The organism is Streptomyces sp. 2A115 (assembly GCF_052245575.1).
Taxonomy (GTDB): Bacteria; Actinomycetota; Actinomycetes; order Streptomycetales; family Streptomycetaceae; genus Streptomyces.
In genome coordinates, this window is sequence record NZ_JBQQCG010000053.1 from 49526 (window position 1) to 67124 (window position 17599).

Sequence of the window (17599 nt, forward strand, 5' to 3'; positions counted from 1 at the left end):
CCCCACCTTCACGCCTCACACCTCCTAGCGAGCTCTGACAGCTCCTTCTAAGCGGCCTTGGTCAAGTCCGGTGCGTTACCGCGCCCCGTAGGGGGCGCGGGGAACCGCGCGACCAGCCCCCACCGGCCCGCAGGTTCATCACCGCTCTTCCAGCGGAGCGCTTTGCCCTCGTCCTCGCGGCGCGGCTTCGGGTCGTCGACCCGGCCGGTCGCGAGGACGAGGTGTGAACGGCGGTGGCCATCGCCGTCACCGCGCCCGGATTCGCCGGACTCGTCCTCCGTGTTCCGCCCTCATCCGCCCCGCGCTTACCATGCGCTCTGTCGTACGTCAGTTCAGCATCACTCGGACGAGGAGCCGCGGTACCAGTGGAGACACCCCCGCCCCCTGGGCCTCAGCAGCCCCAAGGGCAGTACCCGCCGCCGGGGCCGTACGGCGCGTACCCGGGTCAGGGCCAGGGGCCGGGTCCGTATCCGGGGGAGGGGCAGGGGCCTTACGCGGGTCAGGGGCCGTATGCGGGTCAGGGGCCGTACCCACCGCAGGGGCCCTACCCGCTGCCCGGCCCGAACGGCTATCAGCCCTGGGGCCAGGGCTACTCCCCGTACAACCGCCCGGCACCGGTCAACGGCCTCGCGATCGCCGCGCTCGTGCTCAGCATCCTCTGCTTCCTGCCGCTGGTCGGGCTGATCCTCGGGTGGGTCGCGCTGGTGCAGATCAAGAAGCGGGGCGAACGCGGCAAGGGCATGGCGATCGGCGGGATGGTCTTGTCCGGGATCGGCACCGCCGGCCTCGTGCTCGCGCTCGTCACCGGCGGCGCGGCCGACCTCTGGGAGGGCGTCGAGGAGGGGGCGCGCGAGGCGAGCGAGGGCGCGGCTTTCTCCGTGGGCAAGGGCGAGTGCTTCGACGCGCCCAGTGGCTCCCTGGAAGGCTTGGCCTACGACGTCGACACGGTGCCCTGTGAGGGCAAGCACGACGGCGAGGTCTTCGGGAACTTCAAGATGGCGGGCGGCAGTTACCCCGGCGACGACGCGATCAACGAGGCCGCTGACGACAAGTGCTACACGCTCCAGTACGCCTACACGATGGACTCCTGGGCCATAGCGGACAACGTCGACATCTACTACCTCACGCCCACCCGGGACAGCTGGAGCCTGGGCGACCGCGAGATCACCTGCCTGTTCGGCAACGTGGACGAGAAGGGCAGCCTGACGGGCTCACTGCGCCTGGACGACTCGACGCTCACCGGGGACCAGCTGACGTATCTGCGGGCGGCGCAGATCCTCAACGAGGCCATGGACTCGGCGCCTCAGGAGACGTACGTCGAGGACGACCTGCCCGGCCACAAGAAGTGGGCGGACCGGGTCTCCGCGGCGCTGACCCGGCAGACCAAGACGCTGCAGGCGAACGACTGGTCCGCCAGGGCCGAGAAGCCCGTCGCCGCTCTGGTGAAGGACCTTGAAGCAGCGCGGGAGGAGTGGGCGAAGGCGGCGAAGGCCTCCGACGCGGACGCCTTCTACGACCACTACGACAACGCGCTGGAACTCACCGACGTCGAAAGGACCGTCACGACGCGCAAGGCTCTGGGCCTCGCCACGACGCCCCCGAAGGAGTACGAGGACGACGGCAGCGAGGACGGCGGGACGGGAGAGGGCTCAGGCGGCAGCGGCGCTGCGGTGTGACAACGGCCATAGCGGGGAGAAAGTGCCTGCGTAAAGCCCGCAGCGGCCCCAAGTCATCACATCGAGTGATTCTCTGGCCTTTGCTTGCCTGTCACAACCCAGGGTTGCCACCCTGTTGCTGTCTGTACAACCTGACGGGAGTGGCCAGTGACATTCGGTGAGCAGCCGGCGTATCTGCGCGTCGCAGGTGATCTTCGCAAGAAGATCGTCGACGGATCGCTGCCACCGCACGCACGGCTCCCGTCCCAGGCCAGAATCCGCCAGGAGTACGGGGTCTCGGACACCGTGGCCCTGGAGGCCCGCAAGGTGCTGATGGCCGAGGGTCTTGTCGAGGGCCGCTCCGGGTCGGGGACGTATGTGCGCGAGCGGCCGGTACCGCGCCGCATCGCCCGCTCCGGATACCGGCCGGACAGCGGCGCGACCCCGTTCCGCCAGGAGCAGGCCGACGCCGTCGCGCGCGGCACCTGGGAGTCGCACAGCGCGCAGGCCGAGGCGAGCGGCGCGATCGCGGAAAGGCTCGGCATCCAGGCCGGCGACCGCGTGATGTGCACGAATTACGTCTTCCGGGACGCGGGTGACGTGATGATGCTCTCCACCTCCTGGGAGCCCCTCGCCGTCACGGGTCGTACGCCGGTGATGCTCCCCGAGGAGGGCCCGCTCGGCGGCATGGGCGTGGTCGAGCGCATGGCGGCCATCGACGTGATCGTCGACAACGTCACGGAGGAGGTGGGCGCCCGGCCCGGCCTCGCCGAGGAGCTGTCGGCGCTGGGGGGCGTTCCGGGGCATGTCGTGCTCGTCATCCAGCGGACGTACTACGCGTCGGGGCGACCGGTGGAGACGGCGGACGTCGTCGTACCGGCGGATCGGTACCGGATCGCTTATCACTTGCCCGTGAAGTAGGCGTAGGCGGCGGTACGGGGCTCCGACGGAATCTGGCCTTTCCGACGGACGTACTCCGGCACCGTCCCCCTGCTGTCGGCGGGACCCCAAGGGGATATGAGGGGGCGCAGTCGTGAAGATGCGCCCCCTTTGTGCTGGCTGGTTGCGGCACCTCCGGCGTACCTCTTTGTGAAAAGCCGTATTCGCTGCGTGAAGGTTAGGCGTAGGCTCGGGCATATGCGGATTGCGGTTTCCTTATGGGACTGGGCAGGGCGCGAGCCGGGGGCGGGGAGCGGAGGGGCGGCGCGATGAACGACGGCACGATCACACTTCCCTGGCTCGTCATACGGCAGGACGACAACGGCAATCGCTATCGCGTCGGCCGGTACGCGACGAGGGCCGAGGCCCAGAAGATCGCGGACAGTCTCGACGATCGCGGCCACAAGCAGCTGTACTGGGTGGAGCGGATCGGGCAGAACGGCTCCAAGTAGCCGTGTGACCGCCGACGTCGTGCGTGCCACCGCGGCATCGTGTTCGCCCGCGGCTCCCGTAGGCTCCGGCGCATGACGGAACGGACGGAACGGGTCGTGGTGGTGGGAGCCGCCGTACTCAGCGACGGGCGTCTTCTCGCCGCGCGACGCAGCGCGCCTGCCGAGTTGGCCGGGCGCTGGGAGTTGCCCGGGGGCAAGGTCGAGCCCGGTGAGACTCCCGAGCGGGCCCTCGTGCGTGAGCTCCGTGAAGAACTCGGCGTCGAGGCGCTGCCGGTCGCTCGGGTCCCCGGGGAGTGGCCCCTGAAGTCGCCGTACGTCCTGTGTGTCTGGACCGCCCGCCTCCTCCCCGACTCGCCCGCCCCGAAGCCCCTCCAGGACCACGACGAACTCCGGTGGCTCACGCCGGACGAGCTCTGGGACGTGGAGTGGCTGGACCAGGATGTGGCGGCTGTGATGGAGGTCGCGCGGGGGGCTTGGGGGAGTGGGATGGCTGGGGGCTGAAATCCGCAGCCCTTCCGGCGTTTGAGGAGCGGGGGTTCGGGGGCCGGCCCCCGAAAACGGGGTCTGGGGCGGAGCCCCAGGGATGATGGGGTCCCCCGCTCGAGCGAAGCCGAGAGTGGGGGAGGGCAGGGGCGGCGGGGGCGAGCAGAACGACGCCACATGTGACCACCGCAACTCCGCCCACCCGCCCCAGCGGGATGCGAGACCCCCGCCGCACATGGGACGCTCATGCCCGCGGGGCGCATGTGACGGCTGGGGCGAGCGCCCAAGCGCCGTCCACGCGACAGCGCGCGGCCCGCGCACGGTACTCCGCCCGGGATATCGGGTATGTGCCCAATAACCCCATGAAACCGGACATGGTCCGCTTCTGGCCTGGGAGTGATCTGCGTGATCCACACCGAGGGCGACGTCGCCGAGTGGACCTTCCCCGCGGATCCGGGTGCCGTACGCACCGCCCGCACCGTCGTCCGCGGCCAGCTCCGCTCCTGGGGTCTCGACTCCCTCGGTGACGTGACCGCGCTGTTGGTCAGCGAACTGGTCACCAACGCCCTGCGGCACGCGACCGGTCCCATCGGCGTACGCCTCGTACGCCCCACGGAGACGCTCGGCGCCCTGCTGGTGGAGGTCTCCGACCCGCTGCCGGACCTGCCCCGAGAGCGCGCCGCACGTCCGGAGGACGAGAGCGGCCGAGGGCTCCAGCTGGTGGCGAACTCCTCGCGCCGATGGGGCACGCGACCAGGCGGAACGGGCAAAACGGTCTGGTTCGAGCTGGCTCTGCCGGGCTGACCGGAAGGGGCCCTGGGGGCGGCTGAGTCACGCCGGTCCTGGGGGCTGCCCGGAGTCTGTGATTCGACGGGGTGCCCTGTGGTTAGAAGACTGGGAGTGTTTGTCGTGGCCGGTCCTAAAAGCATCGGGACCGTGCTGTGATCGTGAACACCGTGTTGTGCGGCACCGTAGTGCTGGATACTGCGGGCAGCCGCCCCCGGTGACCGGTGCCGGACGCGGTGAGCTGGAGGGGACGGTTCGCGTGAGCGAGATACCAGCGAAGGCCACGGAGTCCGAGGATCCGTCGGGCGGCGCGATGGCTGATGCGACGACAGGCGATGGCGCCGCGCCCGGGCCGGGCGACGCGTCGGCCGAGGCGTTGATCGAGCCATCGGTCGAAGCGCCCGCCGAGGCGCCGGGCGAAGTGGTGTGGCAGAGCAGTCCACCCGGTTCGATCTACGACTACATCAAGGTCGCCTCGTTCTCCATCGGCCCCGACGGCCTCGTCGACCAGTGGAGTCTGCGCGCCGAGCAGCTCTTCGGCATCACGACCGAGCAAGCCCTGGGCATGGACCCCATCGAGGCCTTCGTCGCCGAGGACAAGCGCGAGCTGGGTCAGCGGAAGATGGCCGAAGTCCTCGACGGCAGGGAGTGGACGGGTGTAGTCCCCTTCCGGATACCCGACCCCGAGGGCACCGGCCAGGCCGCCGAGGGACTGGCCGAGGTCTACGTCATGCCGACGCGGACCGAGGAGGGTGAGCGCGCCGCCGTGTGCATCGTGGTGGATGTGCGCACCTTGCGTCGGATCGAGACGGATCTTGCCGCTTCGCAGGCGATTTTCGGCCAATCTCCGTTCGGTTTTCTGCTGATCGACCCGGATCTGCGGATCCGCCGCGCCAACGAGCAGTTCGCCTCGACCTTCGGCGGCACAGCCGACGACCACCGCGGACGCACCGTCAAGGACTATCTGTCGCCGGGCGAGTGCCAACGCGTCGCCGCCACCCTGCGCCGCGTCCTGGAGACCGGCGAATCCGTCACCGAGATGCTGGTCACGGGCACCGTGCCAGGTTCCACGGAGCGCCGTCACTGGTCGATCAACCTCTATCGCGTGCACAGCGGTTCGGGCCGGCCGATCGGTATCGCGTGGCTGGGTACCGACATCACCCGGCGTCGCGCCGCCGCCCGCGAGGCCGCCGCCGCCCGGCGCAATCTCGCCCTTCTGAACGAGGCAGGTGCGCGCATCGGCAACTCGCTGGACCTGGAGACCACCGCCCGCGAACTCCTCGACGTGGCCGTCCCCGGCTTCTGCGACCTCGCCTCCGTCGACCTCTACCAAGGCCTCCTGGCCGGCGACGAGACCCCGCCGGGCCTCGCCGACGGCAGTGCTGAGCTGCGCCGCGTCGCCTTCGCCAGCGCTGTGGCCGACGCGCCCTTCATCGGCGGGCCGGAATCCGTGAACGTCGGCGCCGTCCACCACTACGCGTTCAACTCACCCCTCGCGGACGCCCTGCGCACCGCACGCACACAGGCCCTCCCCGCGGAAGAGGGCGGCCTGATCCAGTCCACGCTCGCGGTGCCGATGGTCGCCCACGACACGGTCGTCGGCCTCGTCCAGTTCTCCCGTACGAAGGGCAGCGAGCCGTTCGGGGAACGCGACCGCGCCCTCGCGGTCGAACTGGCCGCGCGCGCCGCCGTCTGCATCGACAACGCCCGCCTGTACCGCCGGGAGCACGAACGGGCCCTGATACTGCAGCGCTCACTGCTCCCCCCGGGCGACCCGGAGGCCTCCGGCCTGGACATCGCCTGCCGCTACCTCCCCGGAAACGCGGCCACCGAGGTCGGCGGCGACTGGTTCGACGTCATCGAACTCCCAGGGCACCGCACGGCGTTGGTCGTCGGCGACGTGATGGGCCGCGGCCTGCGCGCGGCCGTCGCGATGGGTGAACTCCGCACGGCCGTACGCACCTTGGCTCTCCTCGATCTCGAACCGGCCGAGGTCCTCTCGGCGTTGGACGAGATCGCCCGCGGCCTGGGCACGCCCGGCGGAACCCAGCAATCTACGCGCGGTGCCCGTCAGTCCCGCGACGCCGACCTCTCCGAGGTGTACCTGGCCACCTGCGTGTACGCGGTCTACGACTCGGTCACCCGCCGGATCACCTTCGCCAACGCCGGCCATCTCCCGCCGGTCCTCGTCGAGCCGGGCGAGAGCGCGCTCATGCTCGACGTACCGCCCGGGATGCCACTCGGGGTCGGCGGCGAGCCCTTCGAGGAGGTGGAGGTGGAGCTCGCGGAGGGCGCCCTTCTGGCGCTCTACACCGATGGACTGGTCGAATCCCGCGACCACCCCCTCGACGAGGGCCTGCAAGCCTTCGTAGGAGCCCTCACCGACCCCTCCAGCCCCCTGGAGGACGTGTGCGACCACATCCTCAACACCCTTGACACGCACCACGGCGAGGACGACATCGCGTTGCTGATGGCGCGTGTCCAGGGGCTGCCCGCCGAGTCGGTCGGCGACTGGACGCTGCCGCGCGAGCCGCGCAGTGTGGGCAAGGCGAGGGAGTACGCCCGCGGCCAGCTGATCAGCTGGGACCTGGAGCCCCTCGTCGACACGGCGGAACTCCTCGTCAGCGAACTCGTCACCAACGCCCTCCGCTACGGCGAGGGCGAGATCCGCCTCCGTCTGCTCCTCGACCGCACCCTGGTCTGCGAGGTCTGGGACGCCGGCCTCGTCCAGCCCCGCCGCCGCCGGGCCCGCGACACGGACGAGGGCGGCCGCGGCCTCCAACTCGTCGGCCTCCTGAGCGCCGCCTGGGGCTCCCGCCGGACGCCCCGCGGCAAGACGGTGTGGTTCGAACTCCCCCTGCCCAACGGGGGGAAGGCCCTCGCGGATCCCGCGGAGGCACTGCTGAGTCTGTTCTGAGGGCGGGCCGGTGCGGGGAGGCCGGGGCGGGGTGAGCCGACCTGTCGGCTCCCTACCGGCCGCCACCGGCCCTCCGTCGCAGGCGCGGCCCGTCGCCGCCAGGAGTCGTACGGCTCCGAGCCCGCCGCTTCCGCCGCACGTACCCGTACGCGGCCAGGGCCCCCGCCCCGCCCGCCGCGACGAGAGGCAGCACGAGATCCGCCGTATACGTCTCGCCGCCATCCGGCTCGCCCCCGGCCGACGTGACCGCTGACGCCGACATCGGCGTCAGCTCCCCGGCCCACGCCACCGCCCCCTGGACACCGGCCACGGCCATCACGAGCAGCCCCAGGGCCACCACCGCGCCCGCCGCGGCACGCACGACCCGCGCGGCTGCGTGCGACGCGGCTCGGCGCGAGCGGCTTCGAGGCGTGGACGACGTCACATTTGGGAGCGTATGGCCGCGTACGCTCCCTCGCGACCGGACCACACGGGGTGGTCCAGGCAGGGGACGCGGTGCCACAGGACGCGTCAATGCCACCGCCCGAGAGGTGCGGTCGCCCGCCTACACCGACCCGGACGGCCTCCGCCGGATCTTGTTCCCCAGCCACACCAGCGGATCGTACTTCCGGTCAACGGCCCGTTCCTTCAAGGGAATCAGCGCATTGTCCGTGATCTTGATGCCCTCGGGGCACACCTCCGTGCAGCACTTGGTGATGTTGCAGTAGCCGAGCCCGTGCTCGTCCTGGGCGGTGCGCTTGCGGTCGAGCCCGGTGTCCGACGCGGCGTCCAGCGGGTGCATGTCCAGCTCGGCCACCCGCATCAGGAAACGCGGGCCGGCGAAGGCGGTCTTGTTCTCCTCGTGGTCGCGCACCACATGGCATGTGTCCTGGCACAGGAAACACTCGATGCACTTACGGAACTCCTGCGAGCGGTCCACGTCCTGCTGCTGCATCCGGTACTCGCCGGGGCCCAGGCCCGCGGGCGGCACGAACGACGGCACCTCCCGCGCCTTCGTGTAGTTGAAGCCGACGTCGGTCACCAGGTCACGTACGACCGGAAACGCCCGCAGCGGCGTCACCGTGATCGTCTCCTCCCGCGTGAACACCGACATCCGCGTCATGCACAGCAGCCGCGGCCGCCCGTTGATCTCCGCCGAACACGAACCGCACTTGCCCGCCTTGCAGTTCCAGCGGACGGCCAGGTCCGGAGCCTGGGTCGCCTGGAGGCGGTGAATGATGTCGAGGACGACCTCACCGTCGTTCACCTCGACCTCGAAGTCCTCCAGGCCGCCGCCCTCGACGTCCCCGCGCCACACCTTGAAGCGGGCCTCATAGCTGCTCACTCGTAGAGCTCCTCTTCGGCGAGGTACTTGACCAGCTCCTCCTTGTCGAAGAGGGCGAGCAGGTCGGGTCGGATGGGTTCGGTCGTCTCCCGGGCGAGTTCGATCTGGCCCCGCACCGGGTCGGTGGCCGCCAACCCGCCCGTCGGGTCGGTCAGCCGGCACAGCAGGTTGAGCCGGCGCCACGCCCGGTCCATCCCCGGATGGTCCTCCCGCGTATGGCCGCCACGCGACTCCGTACGCTCCAGCGCCGCTCGCGCCACACATTCGCTGACCAGCAGCATGTTCCGCAGGTCGAGCGCCAGGTGCCAGCCCGGGTTGAACTGCCGATGCCCCTCGACCCCGGCCCGCCGCGCCCGCACCCGCAGTTCAGCGAGCTTGTCCAGCGCCGCCTCCATCTCCGCCTCACGACGGATGATGCCGACGAGGTCGTTCATCGTCTGCTGAAGCTCCTGGTGGAGGGTGTACGGGTTCTCCGGCGGCTTTCCGTTCTCCGCGCCGGGCTCGGGCCCCTCGGCGGAGAACGGCCGCAACGCCTCCGCGGCGGCCGCGTCGACCTGGGCGTCGTCCACGGCAGGACGCCCCCCGGCGGGACCGGAGAGCCCCGTGGCGTACTGGGCCGCGTGCAGCCCCGCCCGTCGCCCGAACACCAGCAGGTCGGAGAGTGAGTTGCCGCCGAGCCGGTTGGAGCCGTGCATGCCGCCCGCGACCTCCCCGGCCGCGAACAGCCCGGGCACTCCGCGGGCCGCCGCCGTGTCCGACTCGACCGCGATGCCGCCCATCACGTAGTGACAGGTGGGCCCGACCTCCATCGCCTCGGCGGTGATGTCGACGTCCGCGAGCTCCTTGAACTGGTGGTACATGGACGGCAGCCGCCGCCGGATCACCTCGGCCGGCATACGGGTCGACACGTCCAGGAAGACACCGCCGTGCGGGGTGCCACGGCCCGCCTTGACCTCGGAGTTGATGGCCCGCGCCACCTCGTCACGCGGCAGCAGTTCAGGAGGACGCCGGTTGTTCTCCTGGTCCTCGTACCAGCGGTCGCCCTCCTCCTCGGACTGCGCGTACTTCTCCTTGAAGACGTCCGGGATGTAGTCGAACATGAACCGCTTGCCCTCGGAGTTCCGCAGCACCCCGCCGTCCCCGCGCACCGACTCGGTGACGAGGATCCCCTTCACCGACGGCGGCCAGACCATGCCCGTCGGGTGGAACTGCACGAACTCCATGTTCAGCAGGGGCGCCCCCGCGAGCAGCGCCAGCGCGTGCCCGTCGCCCGTGTACTCCCACGAGTTCGACGTCACCTTGAAGGACTTGCCGATGCCACCGGTGGCGATCACGACCGCCGGGGCTTCGAGTACGAAGAAACGGCCGGATTCACGTGCGTAGCAGAAGACCCCGGAGACCTTCTCGTCGTCCTTCAGGATCCTGGTGACCGTGCACTCCTGATAGACCTTCAGGCGCGACTCGTAGTCACCGGTCTCCTTGAAGTCCTCCTGCTGAAGCGACACGATCTTCTGCTGGAGCGTCCGGATCAGCTCGAGTCCGGTCCTGTCCCCGACATGTGCGAGCCGCGGATACTCGTGCCCGCCGAAGTTGCGCTGCGAGATCCGCCCGTCCTTCGTACGGTCGAACAGCGCCCCCCAGGTCTCCAGCTCCCACACCCGGTCCGGGGCTTCCTGCGCGTGCAGCTCGGCCATCCGCCACTGGTTGAGGAACTTCCCGCCGCGCATGGTGTCGCGGAAGTGGACCTGCCAGCTGTCCGCGGAGTTGACGTTGCCCATCGACGCCGCGATGCCGCCCTCGGCCATCACCGTGTGCGCCTTGCCGAACAGAGACTTGCAGATCACGGCCGTACGCGCGCCCCGCTCCCGCGCTTCGATGGCGGCCCGCAGCCCGGCGCCCCCGGCACCGACCACGACGACGTCCCACTCCTGCCGGTCCACTACGGACATCAGAACAACCTCGGATCGTCAAAGGCGCCGGACGCGACCAGGTACACGTAGAAGTCGGCGAGTGCCACGCTCACCAACGACGCCCAGGCGAGCAGCATGTGCCGGGCGTTGAGCTTTCCGACCCACTGCCACATCCGGTAGCGCAAGGGGTGCTTGGAGAAGTGCTTGAGCTGGCCGCCGACGATGTGCCGACAGGAGTGGCAGGAGATCGTGTAAGCCCAGATCAGCACGATGTTGACCAGGAACACCAGGGTGCCCACGCCCATGTGGCCCCACTCGTAGTGCTCGTCGCGGAAGGCGAGCACGGTGTCGTACGTGAGGATCCCGGCGACGACGATCGCCGCGTAGAAGAAGTAGCGGTGGATGTTCTGCAGGACCAGCGGGAAGCGGGTCTCGCCGGAGTACTTCTTGTGCGGCTCGGCGACCGCGCAGGCCGGTGGTGAGGCCCAGAAGCCGCGGTAGTACGCCTTGCGGTAGTAGTAGCAGGTCAGCCGGAAGCCCAGCGGGAAGATCAGGATGAGCAGCGCGGGGGACAGGCCCCACCAGCCGCCGAAGATCTCCCAGTTCGGGCCCGCCCGCATCGGCTCGCAGTTCTCCGCCAGACAGGGCGAGTAGAACGGCGAGACGTACGGGGCCGCGTAGTAGTCGGTGTTCGCGAAGGCCCGCCACGTCGAGTAGACGACGAAGGCCAGCAGGCCGGCCGCGGTGGTGGCGGGGGCCAGCCACCAGCGGTCGGTCCGCAGATGCGGGGCGGCGATCGCGGCGCGCGTACGGGTCCGTACGCCGCCGCTGTTCACTTTGGGTTCCGTGCCAGTGGCCAACTCGAAGCTCCGGTCGGGGTCAGGGGGCGTGGCGGTCGCGGGCGCCGAGACCCTCGTCGTCCGAGTCCGTCCACAGGGTGTTGTCGTACGGGGTGTCGGGGATGGAGACCAGGTCGGGTCGCTGGGGTGCGGCGAGCGCCGGGGCCGCCTCGCGCAGCAGCGCCACGCTCTCGCGCAGATGGTCGGCGTCGGTGCGCACCCGGCGTACCTCCAGACCGCTGCCCATCTGCTGTTCCAGGCGCCGCACGGACCTCGTCAGGTCGTCGAGACAGCGCTGGACCGATGTCAGGTCGTCTTGCACGGACATGACTTGCCCTCACTTCCGCGGACTTTCGTGGCCCAAGGCGGCACGTTCATGCGCCTGAGAGTGTCGCGCGTCACATAAGCCCGTGTGAAGGGATGTGCACGGATTACCGGCTCGTGTCGTCCGTTACGCGCCGTGCGTACGCCCCCCGGCGGGACGCGGCGCGCGGTCCGCGGCACGCACCGTTGGGCCGCACGAGTGGGCTTCCAGGGGCCGGTCGTCGTGTCGCCGCCCGCAGGCGGTGACTCTCCCCTTCAGTGGGGCGATACATCTGATCAACTCCATTATACCGCCAAATGTGATCTACATCACCCAAAAGTGATCAAAACCGCCCCAGTGATCAGAACCGCCCCGGAGGTACCAGTCATGTCCCACGACGGCGTCGGACTGCGCGCGGTCATGCGCTCGGTCGCGTTCCTCACGGCGGGCGTGCTCGCGGTGCCCGCACTCGCCGCGTGCAGCGAGACGGATGAGGCCGGCAAGCCCACCGCCGGCCAGGACATCGCCCCCGCCGGGCGCGATCTGATCGCCGACGGCGGCGCCATGCACTGGGCCGTGGACAGAGTCCCGGAGACTCTCAACACCTTCCAGGCGGACGCCGACGCCACCACCTCCCGGGTCGCGGGCGCCGTGCTGCCCTCCATGTACCGGCTCGACGCGAACGGCCGCCCGCAGCGCAACCCCGACTACCTGGAGTCCGCGAAGGTCGTCGAGCGCGAGCCCAGACAGGTCGTGCTCTACAAGCTCAACCAGCAGGCCGTCTGGAGCGACGGCCGTGAGATCGGCGCCGCCGACTTCGCCGCCCAGTGGCGCGCGCTGTCCGGCAAGGACACCGCGTACTGGACCGCCCGCAACGCCGGCTACGACCGCATCGAGAAGATCGAGCGCGGCGCCGACGACCTCGAAGTACGGGTCACCTTCGCCAAGCCGTACGCCGACTGGCAGTCGCTCTTCTCGCCGCTGTATCCGAAGGACGTCATGGGCACCCCGGACACCTTCAACGAGGGTGCCCGCCGCAAGCTGAAGGTCACCGCGGGCCCCTTCGCCATCGACAGGATCAACCGCTCGGCCGGTGACGTGACCCTCAAGCGCAACCCGCGCTGGTGGGGCGACACCGCCAAGCTCTCCGAGCTGGTGCTGCGCGCCGTCCCGCGCGAGCGGCGCATCGTCGCGCTCGCCGAGGGCCGGCTCGATCTGGCCGAGATCGATCCCTCACAGGCGCACCGCATTACGCTCGCCGGCCGCGACAAGCACGGCAAAGACGCCACGGACGGCAAGGACAGCGAGGACGGCAAGGGGAAGTCGCTCACGTACGGGCCCGTTGCCGCGCTGACGCCGGGCAGGGCCCTGCGCTCCTGGGCGATCGCGCACGGCTCCGACGAGAAGGCGGCCGACGTGGAGATCGCCGTCCGCAAGAAGCGGGCCAAGGCGATCGCCAAGTACGCCGACGAGCAGTCGGCCCTGCGCGGCTTCGTGATCCGCAAATCCCTCGAACCCTCCTACACGCAGCTCGCGTTGAACGGCGCCGGGGGTCCGCTCGCCGACGAACGGGTCCGCCGGGCCGTGGCCCGCGCCCTCGACCGGGACGAGCTCGCCCGGGTCGTGCTCAAGCCGCTGGGCCTGCCCGCCGAACCGGTCGGCAGCCATCTCGCGCTCGCCGGGCAGCGCGCGTACGCCGACAACAGCGGGGCGATCGGCGGCCAGGACACCGCGGAGGCGCAGGCGCTGCTGTCCGACGCGGGATGGGTGGCGGGCGGGCCCGTCAAGGAGAAGAAGGCCAAGGAGAAGGAGAGGGACAAGAAGGCGGCCGGCGCCGAGGACCAGAAGCCGGGCAACCCGTACGACCTGGCCGACGCGCTGGGCGCACCCCGCGAGGTCGAGAGGGAACAGAAGAAGGAGAACCAGCAGAAGGAGAACCAGCAGAAGGAGAACCAGCAGAAGGAGAACCAGCAGAAGGAGAACCAGCAGAAGAAGGAGCAGAAGGACGGGGCGGGCGCGGCCGGCGCGGTCGAGAAGAAGCACCTGGCCCAGGACGGGCAGCACCAGCTCAAGCGCGGCGGCGCCCCCGGGGCGTACGCGCCGAAGGGCACCGCCGCCCCGAAGCGTGCCGCGGCCGGACCGCTCGCCAAGAACGGCAAGCCGCTGTCGCTGAGCTTCGTGCTGCCGTCGGGTCCCGGCTCGGAGCCGCTGCGGGCGGTCGGGGAGCGGATCGCGCGGATGCTGGAACGTATCGGCATCCGTACGGAGATCTCCAAGGTCGCCGACGAGAGCTACTTCAAGGACCACATCGCGTCGGGCCAGTACGACCTGGCGCTGTACTCCTGGCCCGCGTCGGCCTTCCCCGCGACCGACGCCCGCCCGATCTACTCCAAGCCGGTCCCGGCCGCCGACGGCTCGCTCAACGTCGAACAGAACTACACGCGGGTCGGCACCGACCAGGTCGACCAGCTCTTCGATCAGGCCATCGCCGAACTGGACCCGGACGAGTCCCGCTCCCTGGTCCGCAAGGCCGACGCCCGCATCTGGGCCGCGGCCGGCTCGATCCCCCTCTATCAGCGCCCCCAGCTGACGGCCGCCCGTACGAACCTGGCCAACGCCGGCGCCTTCGGCTTCCAGACGCCGGTCTATGAGGACATGGGCTTCCTGGAGAAGGGTGCACAGGGAGCGGGGAGCAAGCCAGAAACGGCGAAGACGGACAAATAGCCCCAGCCTCCCCAGGGTCCCTGCTGCTGAGCGTGGTCCCGCAGGGCAAGATGTCCATGCCGGTGATCATTGCTGGTCGCTGGTCGCTGGTCGCTGGCCGCTGGTCGCTGGTCGCTGGTCGCTGGTCGCTGGTCACGGGAGACATCGGGGGACGACCATGAGTGAGCGAGCGTTCAGGCACAAAGCCGTGGGTCTCGTCGCGGCGGCGCTGCTCGTCCCCGTCGCGGGCTGTACCGGCGGCGGGGACGACGAGGACGCCAAGGCCGGCGTCGGCCGGGCGTGTGCGCGCGGTACGTATGCCTGGTCCGGTATCGAGCGCGAGCAGAAGCTGATCGCGCTCGCCGACCCGATCACAGTGACGAAGGAGACAGACCCCATCTCCGTGCACCTCAAGCCGGTGAGGGGCGTCAGCTACAAGCCGCACATGACCTCCACGGCGGCCGGGGCCCGCGCGGCGGACGCCATCAAGGCCCTGGGACGGCACCTCAAGACGGAGGAACCGCTCGCGGATCCCTCGGAGTCGACCGTGCCGGACGAGAGAGGCAGTTACATCGAGGCCCCCTCCAGCCCCAAAGGGTCGTACTACGCGTGGGAGCACGTCGAGCTGATCGAGGCCGACTTCACGTACGCCTGTCCGGGCAGCGATGCCGAGCCGGTCAAGGGCCATGTACTGAGCTGGGAGAGGACCGGCAGCGGGTTCCTGCCCTGCGGTAACCCCATGATCGACGAAGGCTCCGGCAAGTCGGGCGCCGCAGAGCGTATCGCCGTCCGGGAGACCTGCCCGGCCGATTCGCCGGCCGCGAAGAGCGCCTGATCAGGCGGCCGCGGACGCGGTCCCAAGCCTCCCTGGACAAGCCCGCGGAAGCGCTCTCCGCCACAGCCACGTACCATGGGGTGAGGCCGTGGCATGGTCGCCCGGCAACAGGCACGCGTCGCGGACCCCGCACGCGCAGCCATCCACGATTCCGGGAGAAGCCCCGTAGCATGCCCACGCGCCATGACATCCGTAACGTAGCCATCGTCGCCCACGTCGACCACGGCAAGACCACTCTGGTCGACGCCATGCTCAAGCAGGCTGGTGCCTTCGCCGCGCACGCCGCCGAGTCCCTCGACGACCGCATGATGGACTCGAACGACCTGGAGCGTGAGAAGGGCATCACGATCCTGGCCAAGAACACGGCCGTGAAGTACCACCCGAAAGATGGCAGCGATGTCATCACGATCAACATCATCGACACCCCGGGCCACGCCGACTTCGGTGGCGAGGTCGAGCGCGGTCTGTCGATGGTGGACGCGGTCGTGCTGCTGGTCGACGCCTCCGAGGGTCCACTGCCCCAGACCCGCTTCGTGCTGCGCAAGGCGCTGCAGGCCCGCCTGCCCGTCATCCTGTGCATCAACAAGACGGACCGCCCTGACGCTCGTATCGACGAGGTCGTGAACGAGGCGTACGACCTCTTCCTCGACCTCGACGCCGACGAGGAGCAGATCGAGTTCCCCATCGTCTACGCGTGTGCACGCGACGGCGTGGCCTCGCTGACCAAGCCGGAGGACGGCACCGTCCCGGCCGACAGCGACAGCCTGGAGCCGTTCTTCTCCACGATCCTGTCGCACGTCCCGGCTCCGGAGTACGACGACGCCGCCCCGCTCCAGGCGCACGTCACCAACCTGGACGCCGACAACTTCCTCGGCCGTATCGCGCTGCTCCGCGTCGAGCAGGGCGAGCTGCGCAAGGGGCAGACCGTCACGTGGATCAAGCGTGACGGCACGATGTCCAACGTCCGCATCACCGAGCTGCTGATGACCGAGGCGCTCACCCGCAAGCCCGCCGAGAAGGCCGGCCCCGGTGACATCTGTGCCGTCGCCGGTATCCCGGACATCATGATCGGTGAGACCCTCGCCGACCCCGAGAACCCGATCGCGCTGCCGCTGATCACGGTCGACGAGCCGGCGATCTCGATGACCATCGGTACGAACACCTCGCCGATGGTCGGCCGCGGCGGGACCGGCAAGGGCGCCGAGAACAAGGCCGTGGTCAAGGACCGCAAGGTCACCGCCCGCCAGGTCAAGGACCGTCTGGACCGCGAGCTGATCGGTAACGTCTCGCTGCGGGTGCTCGACACCGAGCGCCCGGACGCCTGGGAGGTCCAGGGTCGTGGTGAGCTCGCGCTCGCCATCCTGGTCGAGCAGATGCGCCGTGAGGGCTTCGAGCTGACCATCGGCAAGCCGCAGGTGGTCACGCAGGTGATCGACGGCAAGGTTCACGAGCCGGTCGAGCGCATGACGATCGACGTCCCCGAGGAGCACATGGGCGCGGTCACGCAGCTCATGGGCGTCCGCAAGGGCCGGATGGACAACATGTCCAACCACGGTTCGGGCTGGGTGCGTCTGGAGTTCGTCGTGCCGTCCCGCGGTCTCATCGGGTTCCGGACCGAGTTCCTCACCGGCACCCGTGGCACCGGCATCGCGCACTCGATCCACGAGGGCCACGAGCCCTGGTTCGGCGTGCTGACGACCCGTAACAACGGCTCGCTGGTCGCCGACCGCTCCGGCTCCGTCACCGCGTTCGCGATGACGAATCTCCAGGAGCGCGGCGTGCTCTTCACCGAGCCGGGCACCGAGGTGTACGAGGGCATGATCGTCGGCGAGAACTCGCGCGCCGACGACATGGACGTGAACATCACCAAGGAGAAGAAGCTCACCAACATGCGGTCGGCCGCGGCCGACTCGTTCGAGGCGATCGTCCCGCCGCGCAAGCTCTCCCTGGAGCAGTCCCTGGAGTTCTGCCGCGACGACGAGTGCGTCGAGGTGACCCCGGAGGCCGTGCGCATCCGCAAGGTGAACCTGGACGCCCGCGAGCGCGCCCGCTCCGCGAGCCGCGCCAAGCACGGCTGATCGGTGGGCTCTTAGTCCGTCTTGGCTCAAGGAGTGGCCTCAACAGTCCATGCGTTCCTTGGCTTTCGGTCACGTTGCGGTCCGCTTACGACCTCTGGTCGGCGTGGGCCGCGACGGTTAGTCTCACGCGGAGCCCGTCCCCGTTTTATCGGGGCGGGCTCCGGTGCGTTTCCCGGGGTCCAATCTGATGGACCGAGGGATAACCCTATGTCAACCCGGTTATTTGATCTCGGTGTCCGGTTATCGGTTATCCATCACCGCAAGTTGTGTTAACAGTCCGTTTCGGGTGTGTCTGTCTGGGCTGATTTTGTCCAGATTTCGGGTCTACTCGGGTGGATGATGTGACCAAAATGAGACTCCTTAAGTGTGGTTTA

The 17599-nt window shown here is 69.6% G+C and carries 14 protein-coding genes; 9 read left to right on the forward strand and 5 right to left on the reverse strand.

Going from position 1 to position 17599, the window contains the following annotated elements; genetic code table 11:
• Positions 1–365 precede the first annotated feature (365 nt).
• The 6 genes from ACTWQR_RS35605 to ACTWQR_RS35630 all read left to right on the forward strand — a co-directional run bounded on the left by ACTWQR_RS35605 (position 366) and on the right by ACTWQR_RS35630 (position 7232).
• Positions 366–1676: a DUF4190 domain-containing protein gene (locus ACTWQR_RS35605; protein WP_443231362.1), complete on the forward strand. Its 1311-nt coding sequence runs from the start codon at positions 366–368 to the stop codon at positions 1674–1676.
• Positions 1677–1823: 147 nt separating this feature from the next.
• A complete protein-coding gene (locus ACTWQR_RS35610; protein WP_443231363.1) occupies positions 1824–2576 on the forward strand; it encodes a GntR family transcriptional regulator in 753 nt (250 codons plus the stop codon).
• 287 nt (positions 2577–2863) lie between these two features.
• Positions 2864–3046, forward strand: coding sequence for an SPOR domain-containing protein (locus ACTWQR_RS35615; RefSeq protein WP_055618615.1), 183 nt, complete (start codon positions 2864–2866; stop codon positions 3044–3046).
• 72 nt (positions 3047–3118) lie between these two features.
• Positions 3119–3547: a (deoxy)nucleoside triphosphate pyrophosphohydrolase gene (locus tag ACTWQR_RS35620; RefSeq protein WP_443231364.1), complete on the forward strand. Its 429-nt coding sequence runs from the start codon at positions 3119–3121 to the stop codon at positions 3545–3547.
• Positions 3548–3925: 378 nt separating this feature from the next.
• On the forward strand, positions 3926–4333 hold the full coding sequence (locus tag ACTWQR_RS35625) for an ATP-binding protein (protein ID WP_443231365.1): 408 nt from the start codon (positions 3926–3928) through the stop codon (positions 4331–4333).
• 241 nt (positions 4334–4574) lie between these two features.
• Positions 4575–7232, forward strand: a complete 2658-nt coding sequence (locus tag ACTWQR_RS35630) for a SpoIIE family protein phosphatase (RefSeq protein WP_443231366.1) — start codon at positions 4575–4577, stop codon at positions 7230–7232.
• Positions 7233–7284: 52 nt separating this feature from the next.
• Here ACTWQR_RS35630 and ACTWQR_RS35635 read toward each other — a convergent pair whose 3' ends face one another.
• From ACTWQR_RS35635 to ACTWQR_RS35655, 5 genes are all read right to left on the reverse strand, one after another.
• Positions 7285–7656, reverse strand: coding sequence for a hypothetical protein (locus ACTWQR_RS35635; protein WP_443231367.1), 372 nt, complete (start codon positions 7654–7656; stop codon positions 7285–7287).
• A 120-nt stretch (positions 7657–7776) separates the two neighbouring features.
• A complete protein-coding gene (locus ACTWQR_RS35640) occupies positions 7777–8556 on the reverse strand; it encodes a succinate dehydrogenase/fumarate reductase iron-sulfur subunit (protein WP_443231368.1) in 780 nt (259 codons plus the stop codon).
• Positions 8553–10505, reverse strand: a complete 1953-nt coding sequence (locus tag ACTWQR_RS35645; protein ID WP_443231369.1) for a fumarate reductase/succinate dehydrogenase flavoprotein subunit — start codon at positions 10503–10505, stop codon at positions 8553–8555. The genes ACTWQR_RS35640 and ACTWQR_RS35645 overlap by 4 nt, the downstream gene beginning before the upstream one ends.
• Entirely contained in the window at positions 10505–11326 is an 822-nt protein-coding gene (locus ACTWQR_RS35650; RefSeq protein WP_443231370.1) for a hypothetical protein, read from the reverse strand. The genes ACTWQR_RS35645 and ACTWQR_RS35650 overlap by 1 nt, the downstream gene beginning before the upstream one ends.
• A 19-nt stretch (positions 11327–11345) precedes the next feature.
• The gene (locus tag ACTWQR_RS35655) at positions 11346–11633 is read right to left on the reverse strand and encodes a hypothetical protein (RefSeq protein WP_443231371.1); all 288 of its coding nucleotides are present in this window, start codon (positions 11631–11633) and stop codon (positions 11346–11348) included.
• Positions 11634–11996: 363 nt separating this feature from the next.
• Here ACTWQR_RS35655 and ACTWQR_RS35660 point away from each other — a divergent pair, with 363 nt between their 5' ends.
• From ACTWQR_RS35660 to typA, 3 genes are all read left to right on the forward strand, one after another.
• On the forward strand, positions 11997–14333 hold the full coding sequence (locus tag ACTWQR_RS35660) for an ABC transporter family substrate-binding protein (RefSeq protein WP_443231372.1): 2337 nt from the start codon (positions 11997–11999) through the stop codon (positions 14331–14333).
• A 157-nt stretch (positions 14334–14490) separates the two neighbouring features.
• Positions 14491–15147: a hypothetical protein gene (locus ACTWQR_RS35665; protein ID WP_443231373.1), complete on the forward strand. Its 657-nt coding sequence runs from the start codon at positions 14491–14493 to the stop codon at positions 15145–15147.
• 170 nt (positions 15148–15317) lie between these two features.
• Positions 15318–17225: a translational GTPase TypA gene (gene typA / locus ACTWQR_RS35670; RefSeq protein WP_443231374.1), complete on the forward strand. Its 1908-nt coding sequence runs from the start codon at positions 15318–15320 to the stop codon at positions 17223–17225.
• Positions 17226–17599: the final 374 nt, after the last annotated feature.

Bases quoted from the DNA above. Each gene is read 5' to 3' on its own strand.
- ACTWQR_RS35615 (WP_055618615.1), top strand. From the start codon at position 2,864: ATGAACGACGGCACGATCACACTTCCCTGGCTCGTCATACGGCAGGAC.
- ACTWQR_RS35620 (WP_443231364.1), top strand. From the start codon at position 3,119: ATGACGGAACGGACGGAACGGGTCGTGGTGGTGGGAGCCGCCGTACTC.
- ACTWQR_RS35645 (WP_443231369.1), bottom strand. From the start codon at position 10,505: ATGTCCGTAGTGGACCGGCAGGAGTGGGACGTCGTCGTGGTCGGTGCC.
- ACTWQR_RS35655 (WP_443231371.1), bottom strand. From the start codon at position 11,633: ATGTCCGTGCAAGACGACCTGACATCGGTCCAGCGCTGTCTCGACGAC.
- ACTWQR_RS35660 (WP_443231372.1), top strand. From the start codon at position 11,997: ATGTCCCACGACGGCGTCGGACTGCGCGCGGTCATGCGCTCGGTCGCG.
- ACTWQR_RS35665 (WP_443231373.1), top strand. From the start codon at position 14,491: ATGAGTGAGCGAGCGTTCAGGCACAAAGCCGTGGGTCTCGTCGCGGCG.
- typA (WP_443231374.1), top strand. From the start codon at position 15,318: ATGCCCACGCGCCATGACATCCGTAACGTAGCCATCGTCGCCCACGTC.